At 77.4% G+C, this 14,954-nt stretch carries 10 protein-coding genes and 1 riboswitch; of the genes, 4 read left to right on the forward strand and 6 right to left on the reverse strand.

Annotation, left to right across the window (positions count from 1 at the left end):
• Positions 1-32: 32 nt before the first annotated feature.
• Together ACI8AA_RS03315 and ACI8AA_RS03320 are read left to right on the forward strand one after the other, a co-directional pair.
• Positions 33-1,004, forward strand: coding sequence for a cyclase family protein (locus ACI8AA_RS03315; RefSeq protein WP_457043097.1), 972 nt, complete (start codon positions 33-35; stop codon positions 1,002-1,004).
• 7 nt (positions 1,005-1,011) lie between these two features.
• On the forward strand, positions 1,012-2,661 hold the full coding sequence (locus ACI8AA_RS03320; RefSeq protein WP_457043098.1) for an AMP-binding protein: 1,650 nt from the start codon (positions 1,012-1,014) through the stop codon (positions 2,659-2,661).
• A gap of 40 nt (positions 2,662-2,701) precedes the next feature.
• Here the strand turns inward: ACI8AA_RS03320 and ACI8AA_RS03325 are convergent, their stop codons facing one another.
• Both ACI8AA_RS03325 and ACI8AA_RS03330 read right to left on the reverse strand, forming a co-directional pair.
• A complete protein-coding gene (locus tag ACI8AA_RS03325; RefSeq protein ID WP_457043099.1) occupies positions 2,702-3,598 on the reverse strand; it encodes a hypothetical protein in 897 nt (298 codons plus the stop codon).
• A gap of 124 nt (positions 3,599-3,722) precedes the next feature.
• Positions 3,723-4,523, reverse strand: a complete 801-nt coding sequence (locus ACI8AA_RS03330; protein ID WP_457043100.1) for a sulfite exporter TauE/SafE family protein — start codon at positions 4,521-4,523, stop codon at positions 3,723-3,725.
• A gap of 114 nt (positions 4,524-4,637) precedes the next feature.
• On the opposite strand from ACI8AA_RS03330, the gene ACI8AA_RS03335 reads away from it, so the two are divergent.
• Positions 4,638-5,615: a YihY/virulence factor BrkB family protein gene (locus ACI8AA_RS03335; protein WP_457043101.1), complete on the forward strand. Its 978-nt coding sequence runs from the start codon at positions 4,638-4,640 to the stop codon at positions 5,613-5,615.
• A 6-nt stretch (positions 5,616-5,621) separates the two neighbouring features.
• Here ACI8AA_RS03335 and ACI8AA_RS03340 read toward each other — a convergent pair whose 3' ends face one another.
• From ACI8AA_RS03340 to ACI8AA_RS03350, 3 genes are all read right to left on the reverse strand, one after another.
• The gene (locus ACI8AA_RS03340; protein WP_457043102.1) at positions 5,622-6,539 is read right to left on the reverse strand and encodes a hypothetical protein; all 918 of its coding nucleotides are present in this window, start codon (positions 6,537-6,539) and stop codon (positions 5,622-5,624) included.
• A gap of 6 nt (positions 6,540-6,545) precedes the next feature.
• A riboswitch (cyclic di-AMP (ydaO/yuaA leader) is annotated at positions 6,546-6,696 on the reverse strand.
• A gap of 105 nt (positions 6,697-6,801) precedes the next feature.
• Positions 6,802-7,452, reverse strand: coding sequence for a helix-hairpin-helix domain-containing protein (locus ACI8AA_RS03345; RefSeq protein ID WP_457043103.1), 651 nt, complete (start codon positions 7,450-7,452; stop codon positions 6,802-6,804).
• Positions 7,453-7,474: 22 nt separating this feature from the next.
• Entirely contained in the window at positions 7,475-9,244 is a 1,770-nt protein-coding gene (locus tag ACI8AA_RS03350; protein ID WP_457043104.1) for a protein kinase domain-containing protein, read from the reverse strand.
• Between the two features lie 251 nt (positions 9,245-9,495).
• On the opposite strand from ACI8AA_RS03350, the gene ACI8AA_RS03355 reads away from it, so the two are divergent.
• Complete coding sequence (locus ACI8AA_RS03355; RefSeq protein ID WP_457043105.1) at positions 9,496-10,380, forward strand: bile acid:sodium symporter family protein; 885 nt, start codon at positions 9,496-9,498, stop codon at positions 10,378-10,380.
• Here the strand turns inward: ACI8AA_RS03355 and ACI8AA_RS03360 are convergent.
• Positions 10,287-14,909 carry an HAD-IC family P-type ATPase gene (locus tag ACI8AA_RS03360; protein WP_457043106.1) on the reverse strand — a complete coding sequence of 1,541 codons (4,623 nt, stop codon included), beginning with the start codon at positions 14,907-14,909 and terminating at the stop codon, positions 10,287-10,289. The two genes, ACI8AA_RS03355 and ACI8AA_RS03360, sit on opposite strands and share 94 nt — an antisense overlap.
• Between the last annotated feature and the right edge of the window lie 45 nt (positions 14,910-14,954).

A 14,954-nucleotide genomic window follows, 5' to 3' on the forward strand; every position in this document is an offset into this window, starting at 1 on the left:
GCGCCCACCAACCTTCCCCCTGGAGGTCAGCCGTGACCGCAGAACCCGAGACCACCGCCGTCCCCGCCCTCGACGACCTGCTCGCCGACTCCCCCACCAACTGGGGCAAGTGGGGTGACGACGACGAGGTCGGCGCCCTCAACTACCTCGGCCCCGAGCAGGTGCTGGCGGCCGTCGGGCTGGTCCGGCAGGGCAAGGTGTTCACGCTGCAGCGGCTGATCGGCGACCCGAAGGGCGACCCGGTGTGGCCCGGCCGCTCCCCCGCCGAGCGCACCCAGATCCTCGACGAGTCCACCTGGGACTCCGACGACGCGCCGCAGTACCCCGGCGGCCTGCACTACGCCGACGACAAGATCAACGCCTTCCTGCAGGGCTCGACGCAGTACGACGGCCTCGGCCACGTCTGGTACGGCGGCAAGATCTGGAACGGCTACGACGCCCGCACCACCGTCGGCGGGCTGGACAAGGCCAGCGTCGAGCCGATCGCCCAGCGCGGCGTCGTCGGCCGCGGCGTGCTGCTGGACATGGCCCGATTCCGCGGCAAGCCCACCCTCGACAAGGGCGAGACCTTCACCCACGAGGACCTGCTCGCCTGCGCGGAGGAGCAGGGCGTGGAGATCCGCAAGCGGGACGTCCTGATCATCCGGACCAACTTCCTGCAGCTGTTCTTCGAGCAGGGCGACGCCTTCTACGACGGCTTCAACGAGCCCGGCCTGGTCTACAGCCCGGAGCTGGTGCAGTGGTTCCAGGACATGGAGATCCCCAACCTGGTCACCGACACCATCGCCAACGAGGTCACCACCGACCCGAACAACGGCGTCGCGCTGGTGCTGCACAACGCCCTGATGCGCAACCTCGGCGTCACCCTCACCGAGATCGCCGACCTCGAGGCGCTGGCCGCCGACTCCGCCGAGGACGGGCAGTACGAGGGCCTCTACGTCGCCGCGCCGCTCAAGGTGCACAAGGGCAGCGGCTCGCCGGTCAACCCCGTCGTCCTCAAGTGAGCCCGTCGTGAGCGTCTACGACGACCGCCCCTGGCTGGCGCTCTACGGCGACCAGCGGCCGGACTACGACATCGAGTTCGGCGACGCCCTGTCGATGTTCCGCGCCGGCGTGCAGCGCGACCCCGACGGCGACGCGCTGCGCTACTTCGACGGCACCGTCGTCCGCCGGGACCTCGACGCGATGACCGACGCGATGGCCGCCGGGCTGCTGGAGTCGGGCTTCCGGCCGGGTGACCGGCTGGCGGTCTACCTGCAGAACGTGCCGCAGTTCGTCATGGCCATGGTCGCCACCTGGAAGGCCGGCGGCGTCATGGTGTCGATCAACCCGATGAGCCGGGCGCGGGAGCTGTCCTACCTGCTGGCCGACTCCGGCGCGACGGTGCTGCTGTGCCTGGACACCCTCTACGACGAGGTCGCCCGCGACGTCGTCCCGGGCACCGACGTCCGCCTGGTGCTCACCACCAGCGGGCTGGACCTGCAGACCCGCAACGACGATCGGCTGTTCGCCGGCGTCACCCGGCAGCGGCACGAGGGCACCACCGACCTGCTCGAGTTCGTCGAGCGGTACCGCGGGCAGACCCCGCCGCCGGTGGAGCTCGGCCCCGACGACGTCGCGTTCCTGACCTACACGTCGGGGACGACGGGCGTGCCCAAGGGCGCGATGAACACCCACCGCAACGTCGTGTTCACCGCGCAGGTCTACCGGGACTGGGTGCACGCCGGGCGGGACGGCGCGATCTTCGGCATCGCCCCGCTGTTCCACATCACCGGCCTGATCGGGCACGTGGCGGTGAGCATGCTGGTGCCGGCGCCGCTGGTGCTGGCCTACCGGTTCGAGCCGCAGGTGGTGCTCGACGCGTTCCTCGAGCACCGGCCGGCGTTCACCATCGGCGCGATCACCGCGTTCAGCGCGCTGCTCAACGCCCCGGGGTTCCGCAAGGAGCACTTCGACTCGTTCACGTCGGTCTACTCCGGCGGGGCGGCGATCTCCCCGGCCGCCGAGCGCGGGTTCTTCGAGGCCACCGGCAAGCAGGTGCACAACGCCTACGGCCTCACCGAGACGACGTCGCCGATGACGGTGACGCCGTTCGGGTCGCCGTCGCCGGTGGACCCGACCTCGGGCGCGCTGTCGGTCGGCGTGCCGGCGCCGAACACGATCGTCCGCATCCAGGGCGACGACGGGCAGGACCTGCCGCTGGGCGAGGTCGGCGAGATCGTCGCCGAGGGCCCGCAGGTGGTGGCCGGCTACTGGGGCAAGCCCGAGGAGACGGCGGCCAACCTGCCCGGCGGGGCGCTCAGGAGCGGCGACGTCGGGTTCATGGACCCGCAGGGCTGGGTGTTCATCGTCGACCGCAAGAAGGACATGATCAACGCCTCGGGCTACAAGGTGTGGCCGCGCGAGGTCGAGGACGTCCTGGCCGAGCACCCCGCCGTCCGCGAGTCCGCCGTCGTCGGCGTGCCCGACGAGAAGCGCGGCGAGACGGTCAAGGCCTTCGTCAGCCTCCGGCCGGGGGCCAGCACCACCCCGGAGGAGCTGATCGCGCACTGCAAGGAGCGGATGGCCGCCTACAAGTACCCGCGCAGCGTGGTCGTGCTCGACGAGCTGCCGAAGACGGTCACCGGCAAGATCCTCCGCCGCGAGCTGCGGGGGACGTGAGCGCGGCCGGGTCCCCGCTCCCCCGGGGGCGGGGACCCGGTCACCGCACCGGCGCGCCCGGCCGGCGCGCCCACGTCGGCCGGGCGGCCCGGATCCCGGCCGCGCCGGTGCCCACGACCGCGACCAGCAGGGCCACCCAGGCCCACAGCCACGGGTCGTCGGCCTCGACGTCCCGGCGGTACCAGAGCACCACCACGAGCTCGAGCGCGCCGAACACGGTGTAGGTGACCGCCGCGACGCCCAGCCGGTCCAGGTCCCGCTCCCGGACCGACAGCGCCGCCGCGAACCCGAGGGCGAGCAGCCAGGCGCCGATCACCTGCGAGCTCAGCGGCGTGATCTCCCACGGCCAGAACGACGCCATGGTCTCCACGTGGTGGTGCACGGTGAGCCCGCCGGCGAACAGGACCGCGCCCGCCCCGGCCAGCAGCACCCCCTCGACGAGCAGCAGCCCGGTCAGCCGGGCGGGCAGCGGCAGCCGCACGGGCGGGCGCCGGCCCCGGCGGACCTCCTGCCCGAGGACCACCGCCAGGCACAGGGCGGGGACGACGAGGTAGACGGCCAGCCACACCCAGGCCGCCGCCCGGGCGACCGGCCCGCCGGTGAGCAGGTGCAGCCGGTGGGTGTGGATCAGCGTCGCGGCGCAGGTGAGGACGGTGAACAGGGTGACCGTGAGCACCGGCACCCGGATCCGGCTCCAGCGGTCCTGCCGGAGGGAGAGGACCGACAGCACCGCGCCGGCGGTGTAGGCGGCGCCGAGGAACGCGGCGGTCGCCTCGGTGCGGATGGACCAGGCCCAGAAGCGGTCGGCGACGTCGGCGAGCAGGAGCAGCTCGGCGACGGCGAGCAGGGTGAGCGCCAGGAAGGCCGTCAGCAGCCAGCGGGTACCGGGGCGGACCTCCTCGCCGGGGTCCGGCGCCCGCGGTGCGACGGGTTCCATCGGCTGCCGCCTGTCGGTCGTGCTCGACGTGCACGTCCACACCGGCTCCGCGACCTGGACCGGCGTCCCAGGCTGACGTGTCCCCGCCGCCGGGGCAAGGGCCCAGGGGCACCGTCCGGGCCGGTCAGCGCACGTTCTCCGTCCACACGTCCCAGCCGAGCCGGACGACGAGCGCGGTGACCACGACCAGGAACACGACCCGGATGAAGCCGGTGCCGCGGGAGGTCGCCGTCCGGGAGCCGACGTAGCCGCCGAGGGTGTTGGCCGCGCCCAGGCACAGGCCCAGGCCCCAGACCACCGACCCGTGCGGCACGAAGAACGCCAGCGCGCCCAGGTTGGTCGCGACGTTGACGATCTTGGCCTTGGCGCTGGCGTTGAGGAAGTCGTAGCCCAGCAGGGACACCAGGGCGAAGACGAGGAACGAGCCGGTGCCGGGACCGAGGACGCCGTCGTAGAACCCGATCACCGCCCCGACCGCGAGCGCCGTGCCGTGGTGGCGGCGGCCGGTGTGCCGCAGCGCCGTCACCTCCCCCAGCGCCGGGCGGAACGCGGTGAACAGCGCGATGCCGACCAGCGCCACGACGATCACCGGCTTGAACACCGCGGCCGGCAGCAGCGCCGCCACCGACGCCCCGCAGAACGAGCCGACCAGGGCGACCGCGGCCATGGGCAGCGCCGTCCGCAGGTCCGGGTGCACCCGCCGCTGGTAGGTGACCGCGCTGGTTGTGGTGCCGAACACCGACGCCAGCTTGTTGGTGGCCAGCGCCTGCACCGGGGCCAGGCCCGGCACCAGCAGCAGCGCGGGCAGCTGGATCAGCCCGCCGCCGCCGACGACGGCGTCCACCCAGCCGGCGGCCAGCGCCGCGACGAGCACGAGGGCGAGCAGGGAGGGCGTCAGGCCCTCCGGGAGGAGCAGGTCAGTCACGCGCGGGTCCCGATGCGGTCACGGACAGCCAGCCTCCCCGACGCCGGAGCGGACGCCGGCGCCGGGTCCGGGGAGCCGCGTTGCGGCCGGTGCCGTCCGGCGGTGCGATCAGGCATGGCGCACACCCGGGACGAGGAGCCCCCCGGCCGTGCGGCGGCGACCGACGCCCACTCGCCGCACCGGCTCACCGCCCGCGACTGGCGCCGGGTGCTGCGCCGCGCCGGGCGCCACGTGCTCAGCGACCGGCTCATGGTGCAGGCATCGGCGGTGGCGTTCTTCGCGCTGCTGTCGGTCGCTCCGGTGCTGGTCACCGCGGTGTCGGTGTACGGCGTCGTCAACACCCCCGAGGACGCGCTGCACCAGCTGTCCGGGGTGGCGGGGATGCTGCCGGAGGACCTGCGGTCGCTGGTGGTCGACCAGCTGACCACGATCACCACCGCCTCCACGCACGTGAACACCTGGCGCGGCCTCGGCGGCCTGGCCGCGGCGCTGTGGACGGCGACGACCGCGATGACCTACCTCATCGACGGGCTGACCCTCGCCTACCACGAGACCGAGACGCGGGGCTTCCTCCGCCGCAGCGCGCTGGCCCTCGTCCTCGTGCTCGGCGGCGCGGTCCTGCTCGGCGGGATCATCGCCGGCGCCGGCGAGGTCTCGAGTGCGCTCGCCGGGGCACCGGGCGCCGTCCGGGACGTCGCCCCCGTGCTGACGTGGGTGCTCGCCGCGGTGCTGATGAGCGCGGTGCTCGCCGTCCTCTACCGGTTCGGCCCCGACCGCGCGCAGGCCCGGTGGCGGTGGATCACCCCCGGGGCGGCGCTGACCACCGGGCTGTGGCTCGCGACGACGATCGGCTTCTTCGCCTACGTCCGCAGCCTGGGCGACTACTCCGCGACGTACGGGTCGCTCGCCGGCGTCGCCATCAGCATGTTCTGGCTGTGGACGACGGTCTTCCTGGTGATCGTCGGCGCGGTGGTGAACGCCGAGACCGAGCGGCAGACCGCCCGGGACTCCACCGTGGGTCCCGAGCGGCCGCTCGGCGAGCGCGGCGCGGTGGTCGCCGACAGCGCGCCGCCCTACCCGGGCGAGCGCTGAGGGCGGTCAGAGGTAGTTGACGTGCACGTGGTCGTAGTGGTTGGCCGTCGTGCCGCCGCGGTCCTCCATCGTCTGCCACGACCCGTTCGGCGAGGACAGCATCCGCTGCTCCCAGATCAGGTAGTCGACGCCGAGCTCGTCCCAGTGCGCGCGGTGGTAGGCGACGATCGCGTCGCCGAGGGCGGCGTCGCTCATGACCATGTAGTCCAGCGCCCTGCCGGAGGGGTGGCCGCCCGGGTCGGCCGCGCTGGCGCGGGTGCCGCCGAGGGTGATCGAGTCCGCCCCCGGCACGTTGCTGACGACGGCGTCCGCGGCGGCCTGCACCTGCGGCTCGACCGGGCCGGCGGTGTTGGTGATGCGGGCGACGACCGAGACGGCGGTGGTGCCCGCGGTCTCCGCCGGGCCGGCCTCCTCCGCGTCCGCGGCCTCCCCGGCCTCGGCGGCTGCAGCGGCTTCGGCGGCTTCGGCGGCCTCCGCCGCGGCGGCGGCCTCGGCGGCGGCCTCGGCGGCCGCGGCGGCCTCGGCGGCGGCACGGGCGGCGGCCTCGGCCTCGGCGCGCTGCCGGTCGACGGTGGCCTGGTCGGCGGCGGCCTGCGACTGCTGTGCCGCGGTCTCGGCGGCCTCCCGCGAACTGCGGGTGGCGGCGAGGTCCTCGAGCGGCGCGAGGTCCGGCGGGGTCGCGGCGGTGACCGGGCCGGACTGCGCCGACAGCCCCAGCGCCTCGGCGACGGCGACCGACTCGCTCGCCGTCCCGGCCTCGGCGGTGGCGGCCGGCTGCGGGCCGACCAGGACGTTGACCAGGACCGCACCGGCGGCGGCGACGCCCAGGTACAGGCCCGGACGGCGGTGCGCGGCCAGCGGACGGCGGCGGTTGGAACGGTTCACGGACGCGCCGGGGCGGCCGGGGGTGGTGCTCAAGGGCATGGGTGCAGGTCTCCCGTCAGCCGCCTACCGAGTTAGCTGACGGGTTCGGGCGGGAAGCGGCCCTACCCGCCCGGACGCGCGGGTCCGGTGCGGGATTCACCCCAGTACTGCGGTGGGTCCCCGGCTCGCCCAGGGGGCGACTCGGCGGCGACCGCCCGGGTCCCCTGGCGGGGACGGGGCCGGACGGCCTCGGCCACGGTAACGGCCGTTATGCGTCCGTGACAAACCCCGGCCGTGTTCCGTGGCGCGGACCACGCTCCGGTCAGGGGCGGGTGAGCAGCCGCCCGGCGACGCGCAGCGGCAGGCGCAGCCACCACCCGGTCACCCGCCAGGGCAGGACCGCCGCGGCCCGGACGCCGCGCGCGCCGAGGGCGGCGAGGTCGGCCCACTCGGCCGGCCGGGGTGCCGGGGCGGCCGGCGCGGCGGCGGGGTGCGGCCCGGCGGGGGGCGGCTCCTCGGCCGGCTCCGGCGTCCCGCCGGACGCCCCGTCCGAGGGCGCCGTGTCCGACGGCACCGCTCCCGACGGCACCGCTCCCGACGGCACCGCTCCCGACGGCACCGCTCCCGACGGCACGCTCTCCCCCGGGTCCTCCCCGGGCACGAGGACGTCGAACGCGGTCTTGCGGCGCGGCGCGCGCAGCGAGTCGAACGACGGGATCGCCGGGGACGGCGGTGCGTCGTCCCCGTCGGGCAGCGGCCACAGGCCCACCGCCACGGGCTCGGGGACGACCGCGCGGACGGCGGCCACCATCGCCGGCCCCAGCCCGGGGACGGCGGCCAGCTCGCGGCGGGTCAGCGCGGACAGCTGCTCGACGGTGGTGACGCCGGCGCGGCTGAGCGCGCCCACCGCCCGCGCGGGCAGGCCCAGCTCCCGGACGCTCCCCGTCGGCTCGACCCGCGACCTCGTCGACATGGCGTCGGACCCTAGCCCGAGCTCACCGCGAGCCGTCCCACGCCGGCTCCGCGGGAGCGGTCGCGCCGGTGCCGGCGTCCGGCGCCGGGGAGGTCGCCGGCGCCTCGCCCGTCGACGTCGTCCCCGCCTCCAGGGCCGGGGGCTCCTCCGGAGTCGGCGGAACGGTGTCCCCGGGCGTCCCGGTCGCCGGCGCCGGCGGTTCCGGCGTCGTGCTGCCGGACGGCGTGCTCCCCGTCGCCTCCGGGGTGCCCTCCGGCGTGGTCCCCGCGGACCCGGTGCCCTCCGCGGTGGGGGCCTCGGGCGTCGTGGCCTCGGGGGCCGGGGCCTCCGGGCTCGGGGCCTCCGGGCTCGGGGCCTCGGGGGTCGTGGCCTCGTCGCCGGGGGCCTCCGGCGTCGTGGCCTCGGGGGTGCCGCCGTCCGCGGCGGGCGCCTCGGGCGTCGCGGCCGGGGACTCCGGCCCCGCCTCGCCGGGCGAGCCCGGCCCGGCACCGCCGGCGGGCGTCCCGGGCTCGGGCACCGCGGTGTCCGGGGCGACGGCGACGAACACCTGCACCCGGTCGCCGGGCGCGAGCTCCACGTCCACCGGGTCCAGCCGCACGACGGTGCCCGGCGCCGCGTCCGCGGTCTGCTCGCTGCGCTGCCCCACGGTGAGGCCGAGGGCGGTGAGGTCGTCGGCCACCTCGGCGACCGGGCGGCCGACGAAGTCCGCGGCCCGCAGCACGATCCCGGCCTGCTGCGTCTCGGCGGCGTCGGCCACCGGCGCGTCGCCGGCCCGGGTCACGGTGAACAGCACGCCGCCGGCGACGAGCACGACCAGGAGCAGCGGCAGCAGGACCAGCGCCCGCCGGCGCCGGTGCGGCTCCGGCCGGGAGACGGGCCCGGCGGCGGGGGCCGCCCCGGGCGCGGGGGCGGCGGCCGCCACCGGGCGGGTGGGCGGCACCGGGGCGGCCTGGTGGTCGAGCGTCTCCTCGACCGCGGACAGGAACGCGGCGCCGTCGGGCAGGCGCTCGCCGGGGTCCTTGGTGAGCGCGGCGCCGATGAGCTCCCGGACGTCGGGCGGCAGGTCGTCGGGCAGGGGCTCGGGCTGCTCCCGGACCTGCTTGAGCGCGACGGTCACCGGGTTGGTGCCGGTGAAGGCGGCGTGGCCGGTCAGCGACTCGTAGCCGACCAGGCCGAGGGCGTAGACGTCGCTGGCCGGGCTGACCCGCTCCCCGGCGGCCTGCTCCGGGGACATGTACTGCGCGGTGCCGATGACCTGCCCGGTCTGGGTGAGCGGCACGCACTCGGCCGACCAGGCGATGCCGAAGTCGGTGAGCTTCACCCGCCCGTCGGGCCGGACGAGGATGTTGGAGGGCTTCACGTCGCGGTGCACCACGCCGTGGCGGTGCGCCTCGGCGAGGCCGGCCGCGGCCTGGCGCAGCACGGACAGCGCGGCGTCGGTGTCCAGCGGGCCCTCGGTCTGGATGAGGCTGGACAGCGGCGCGCCCTCGACCAGCTCCATCACCAGGTAGGCCAGGTGCTCGCCGGTGACGTCGTCGGCGCCCTCGCCGTAGTCCAGGACGGTGGCGATGTTCGGGTGGGTGAGCGCGGCCGCGTGCCGGGCCTCGTTGCGGAAGCGGGCGAGGAAGGTCGGGTCGTCGGCGTACTCGCTGCGCAGCACCTTGACCGCCACCGGCCGGGCCAGCAGGTGGTCCCGGCCCCGCCACACCTGGCCCATGCCGCCCGTGGCGATGAGTTCCTGCAGCTCGTAGCGGTCCCCCAGGGTCCGGCTCCCCTGCTCCACCGTGGTCACTGCGCGACTCCGTCCCGTCCGACGCCGCGGGTCCGCCCCGCCTCATCCGGCCCCCACCGGGAGCTGTCGCGACCGCTCCCCCCGCCGGGCGGCCGACCAGGTGTCGGTTCCCGGCCGGGGGGCCGGTCAACCACCGGACCGCGCACCGCCGGTCCCCCGGTCGCGTGCCGGTGCTCGCCCCGCCGGCCTCCGGTCCGCCAGGATCCGGGCGATCCGTGGCAACGGGGCCGCGGCCGTTCCGGAGGTCGCCCGTGGACTCGGCCCTCAGCACCGTCGCCCTGCCCGCCGCCCTGGCCGTGATCATGTTCGGGCTGGGGCTGTCGCTCACCGTCGACGACTTCGTCCGGGTCACCCGCCGGCCGCGCGCCGCCGTCGTCGCCCTCGGCCTGCAGCTGCTGGTGCTGCCGGCCGTGTGCCTCGGCCTCGTGGTGGTCGCCGGCCTGCAGCCCGTGCTCGCGGTGGGGATGGTGCTGCTGGCCGCCTCGCCCGGCGGCACGACGGCGAACCTGTTCAGCCACCTGTTCCGCGGCGACGTCGCGCTCAACGTCTCGCTGACGGCGGTCAACTCGCTGCTCGCCGTCGTCACCCTGCCGCTGGTGACCAACCTCGCCGTGACCGTCTTCGACCCGCCCGGCGCCGGGTCGATCGGCCTGCAGTTCGGCAAGACCGTGCAGGTGTTCGCGATCGTGCTGGTGCCGGTCGCGCTCGGCATGCTCGTGCGGCGGGCGGCGCCGGCGTTCGCCGCGCGGACGGACCGGCCGGTGCGGGTGCTGTCCGCGCTGGTCCTCGCGCTGGTGATCGCCGGGACCGTGGTCGCGGAGCGGGAGAACGTGGCCGGGTACCTGCGGGAGGTCGGGCTGGTGGCGCTCGCCTTCTGCGCGCTGAGCCTGCTGGCCGGGTTCGCCGTGCCGCGCGGGCTGGGCGTCGGCCACCGGCAGGCGGTCGCCTGCGCCTTCGAGATCGGCGTGCACAACAGCACGCTGGCGATCACGGTGGCGATCAGCGTCCTCGGCAGCGTGGAGCTGGCCGTCCCCGCGGCGGTCTACGGGGTGCTGATGTTCCCGGTGGCCGCGCTGGCCGGCTGGGCGATGACCCGGTCCTCCCGGTCGGGGGCGCCGGAGCGCGTCGCGTCCTGACCCGGCCACCGGCGGGCCAGGGCCGGGACGACCTCCGCGCCGGCGGTGCCGGCCGCGGCCCAGCCGAGGACGACCACCCAGGCCAGCGGATCCAGCGGGGTGCAGCCGAAGAACCGGCTGAGCCCCGGGGTCTGCACGACCGCGGCCAGGGCGGCCAGCGACCCGGCCGCGGTGGCCAGCACCAGCGGACTGCGCCGCCCGGCCCAGGCGGTCTGCCCGAGCTGGGTGGCGATCAGCGCGGCCAGCCCCATCGTGCTGGCCCGCCGGCCCAGGCCGGTGACGCGGCCGGTGGCCCACGCGCCGGTCGCGCCGACGGTGGTGGCCACCCCGCGGACGGCGACCAGGCGGCGCACCGCCTCGGCGAAACCGCGGTACGGGCCGGCGAGCAGCACCGGCGCGAGCGGGTGCCCGGCCAGCGGCCCGCCGTCCGCGGCCGGGGCGGCCGCCCGCGGCCGGGCCACGGCCACGGCCAGCGCCGGGAACATGTCGGTGAGCAGGTTGACCAGCAGCAGCTGCCGGGTGCCCAGCGGCGCCCGGCCGCCCAGCGCGGAGCCCAGCACGGTGAACGCGACCTCGCCGGCGTTGCCCCCGACGAGGATGGCGACGGCGTCCCGGACGCGGGACCACAGCGCCCGGCCCTCGGCGACGGCGTCGACCAGCCGGGTCAGGTCCCGGTCGGTGATCACCACGTCGGCGGCGCTGCGGGCGGCGGGCGACTCGGCGCCGGCGACACCGACCCCGACGTCGGCCAGCCGGATCGCGGCGGCGTCGTTGATGCCGTCGCCGGTCATGGCCAGCGTGGCGCCGGCGCGGCGCAGCGCGCCCACGAGCAGCACCTTCTGCTCCGGCGTCAGCCGGGCGAACACCGCCGCCCCGCGCACCAGGGCGGTCCGCTCGGACTCCGACGCCCGCGCCAGCTGCGCGCCGGTGACCACCCGGCCGGCGTCGGGGACCCCGGCCTCGGCGGCGATCGCGGCGGCGGTCTCCGGGTGGTCGCCGGTGGCCACGAGCACCCGGACGCCCGCCGCGGCCAGCTGCTCGACCGCCGCGGCCGACGAGTCGCGCACCGTGTCGGCCAGGCCCAGCAGGCCGCGCAGGGTCAGTCCGGTCGCCGCCGCCTCGAGGTCGTCGGGCCGGCCGTCCACCGCGCGGTCGGCGACGGCGAGCACCCGCAGCCCGTCGCAGGCCAGCTCCCGGACCCGGTCCGCGGCGTCGCCCGGGTCGGTGCACAGCCGCAGCACGACCTCCGGCGCGCCCTTGACCACCAGCCGGCCCGAGCGCAGCGCCGCCGAGAACCCGCGCCCGGTGGCGAAGGGCACCGAGGCCTCCGGCTCGCCGTCGCCGGCGACACCGTGGTCGGTGGCGGCGGCGTCGACGGCGCGGTCGGTCTCGTGCGCGTCGGTGTCGCCGGCGCCGATCCCGGCCGCGGCCAGGCGCAGCAGGCCGTCCTCCCGGTCGTCGTCCCCGCGGTCGTCCCCGAGGGGCAGCAGCCGGGCCACCCGCAGCCGGTTCTCGGTGAGCGTGCCGGTCTTGTCGAAGCACACGGTGTCCACCCGGCCGAGCGCCTCCAGCACCCGGGCGCTGCGCACCACCACCCCGTCCCGCGACAGCCGCCGGGCCGCCGCCTGCTGGGCGACGGTCGCGACCAGCGGCAGCCCCTCGGGGACGGCCGCGACGGCGACCGCGACCCCGGAGCTGACCGCCTCGCGCAGCGGCCGCCGCCACAGCACGCCGAGCGCGGCCACGGTCCCGCCGCCGGCCAGCGTCAACGGCAGCACCGAGCGGGTGAGCTCGGCCAGCCGGGCCTGCACGCCGGCCGGCGGCCCCCCGCGCCCGGCGGCCCGCGCCGCCCGGCCCGCCTGGGTGGCCGCCCCGACGGCGACGACGACCGCGCGGCCGGTGCCGGCGACGACGGTCGTGCCGTCGAAGAGCATGCAGCGCCGGTCGGGGACCTCGGCGCCCGGCGTCGCCGCCACCGACTTGGCCACCGCCAGCGACTCGCCGGTCAGGCTGGACTCGTCGGCCTCGAGGTCCTCCGCGGCCAGCAGCCGCGCGTCGGCGGTCACCACGTCGCCGGACCCGACGAGGACCACGTCGCCCACCCGCAGCGCGCTCGACGGCACCTCCTCCTCGCCGCCGTCGGCCTCACGGCGGACGCGGGCGTCCTGCTGCAGCAGCAGCGAGGCCAGCGCCGTCTCCGCGCGCATCCGCTGCGCCGCGCCGAGCAGCGCGTTGCCGACCGTCACCCCGCCGACCAGGAACGCGTCCGCGGTCTCGCCGAGCACGGCGGTGGCGCCGGCGCCGGCGCCCAGGACGGGGGTGAGCGGGTCGGCGAGCTCCGCGGCGACGGTGCGGCCGAACCGGACCGGCACCCGGACCGCGGCCGTGCCGGTCCCCCGCCGCCAGGCGCGGGTCAGGGGGCCGGGCGGGGCGTCGTCGTCCCGGGGCAGGCCGGCCAGCCGGCGCAGGACGTCGTCGGGGTCGAGGGCGTGCCACGGCGTGTGCACCGACGGCGGCGGCGGGGGGCGGCGGGCGGCGCGGACCGCCGTCACGGTGCCGTCGACCATCGTCCACAGCGCCGCGGACTTGCCCGGGGCCGTCGCCCGCCGCTGGCCGGCGCGGACCGAGCCGACGGCGGCGAGCAGCCCGCCCAGCACGTTGCCGGTGACCGCGCTCTGCACCGACCGGCGGGCCAGCCGCCGAGCGTCGGCCACGGCCCGCACCACCCGGCAGGCGTCGGCCAGGCCGGTCCCGGTCACCAGGTCCGCCGCCCAGGCGGGCGCCCGGTCCGGCCGCACGGGGGCGACCGCGACGTCGGCGGCCAGCAGCGCGGCCGCGTCGGCGGAGGAGACCAGCAGCACCCCGTGCCCGTCGGCCTGCAGTCGGCGGACGACGCCGGCCAGCGGCTCGTCCGCGGGTGCGACCTCCCCGGCGACGCCGGCGATCTCCCGGCTGCCGGCGTGCGCGGTGAGCACCAGGCGCGCGCCGGTGCCGGCGGCGGTGGTCAGCAGCGCCTCGGCGTGCGGGTCGAGCTCGGGGGCGACCAGCGCGGTGCCCACCCGGCGGCGCCCGGCGTACAGCCTGCGCAGCGCCGCCCCCGGCGCGTCCGGCGCTCCCCGCGGCGGGCCGAGCCGGGTGCCGTCCGCGCCGCCGCCGTCGGCCAGCAGCCGGGCCGCGGCCGTCCAGACGGCGGCGGGATCCCACCCGTCGGCCTCGGCGGTGGCCTCCAGGACGACCGGCGGGCCGGTGCACAGGGTCGCCCCGTCGACCACCACGCAGTCGACGCGGTCCAGCCGGCGGTAGGCCGTGCCGTCCAGGGGCAGCACGCCGGCGCGGCACAGCAGCCAGTCGAGGGTGGCGGCGAAGGACTCGCGGCCGGCCAGCGCGGCCTTGGGCGTGAGCGCCTTGACCAGGTCGGCGGCGCGGCCGGGGCGGCCGGTCAGGGCGAGGACGGCCAGCACGGCGCCGGTCGTCGTCGGGCCCATGCGGTGCTGGTAGCGGTCGACCGCGCCGGGCGGCAGCGGGACCGGCCGCTCCCCGGCGCGGGCCGCCGGGGCCGGGTCCTCCGGCTCGGTCCCGTCCGGCTCGGGCCGGCACAGCTGCTGCTCCCGGCGGCGCCACACCTGCCGCCGGGCGCGGACCTCGAGCACCTGCTGGGCGGAGGCGGCCGCGTTGAGGGCGGGGATGACCGGGCTCTGGGTGGCCGAGTGCAGCACGGCGGAGAGCCCCTCGAGCGCCAGGCGGGTGCCGTACCGGCCGATCCGCCGGGCGAGCAGCTCGGTGATCCAGTCCTGCGTGTCGATCAGCGTGACCGCGAGCGTGGCGTGCCGCGACAGGGCGGGGACGGGCAGCGCCCGGGCGGTGAGCGCGGTGAGGACGCCGAGGGCGTCGACGGCCAGCGCGGTCGCCGTGGCCAGCAGCGGCTCGAGGTCGGCGGGGTGGTCGGCCGCCTCCCGCAGGACGTCCCGCCGGTCGCCGGCGTCCTGCAGGGTGCGCACCGTGCCGACGACGTCGTCCACGCCCACCCGCCGCGTGTCGACGGCGACCAGCGCCCGGCCGAGGACCTCGTTGACCGTGGCCCACTGCACGCCCTCGAGCCGCTCGAGGCGCGCGCGCAGCGTGCGGCCGGCGTCGGGCGGCGCGCCGGGGGCGCACTCGGGCAGTTCCACCTGCACGAGGCCGGCGTCGGCCCACACCCGCGGCGTGTGCCGCCCGCCGACGGGCTCGAACATGCCGGTGGCGACCCGCGCGAGCTCCCGCAGCCGGCCGGTGGGCAGCGGGTCGGCGCCGGTGAGCAGCGTGCCGGCCGCCCGGACGCCGGAGACGGCGGCCTGGGTGAGGTCGACCGGGCGGCCGGCGACCCGGCTGGTCAGGCCCTCCGCCGTGCGCACCGCGGCGCGGGCGGAGACGCCGAGCAGGCCGGCGGTGAGCACGGCCGGCGCGGCGGCGACCTGCGCACCGGTGACCGCGAGGCGCGCCGTGGAGGCCAGGGCGCGCCGGGCGGTGGCGGCGCGGTGGAGGACGCGCATCGGCGATCTCCCCCCTGCGCGACACCTGCTGTCCACCCATCGTCC

This window comes from Geodermatophilus sp. SYSU D01180 (assembly GCF_054050415.1).

Excerpts from the sequence above, each read along its gene's own strand:
- ACI8AA_RS03325 (WP_457043099.1), bottom strand. The coding sequence starts at position 3,598 with ATGGAACCCGTCGCACCGCGGGCGCCGGACCCCGGCGAGGAGGTCCGC.
- ACI8AA_RS03335 (WP_457043101.1), top strand. The coding sequence starts at position 4,638 with ATGGCGCACACCCGGGACGAGGAGCCCCCCGGCCGTGCGGCGGCGACC.
- ACI8AA_RS03340 (WP_457043102.1), bottom strand. The coding sequence starts at position 6,539 with ATGCCCTTGAGCACCACCCCCGGCCGCCCCGGCGCGTCCGTGAACCGT.
- ACI8AA_RS03360 (WP_457043106.1), bottom strand. The coding sequence starts at position 14,909 with ATGCGCGTCCTCCACCGCGCCGCCACCGCCCGGCGCGCCCTGGCCTCC.
- ACI8AA_RS03345 (WP_457043103.1), bottom strand. The coding sequence starts at position 7,452 with ATGTCGACGAGGTCGCGGGTCGAGCCGACGGGGAGCGTCCGGGAGCTG.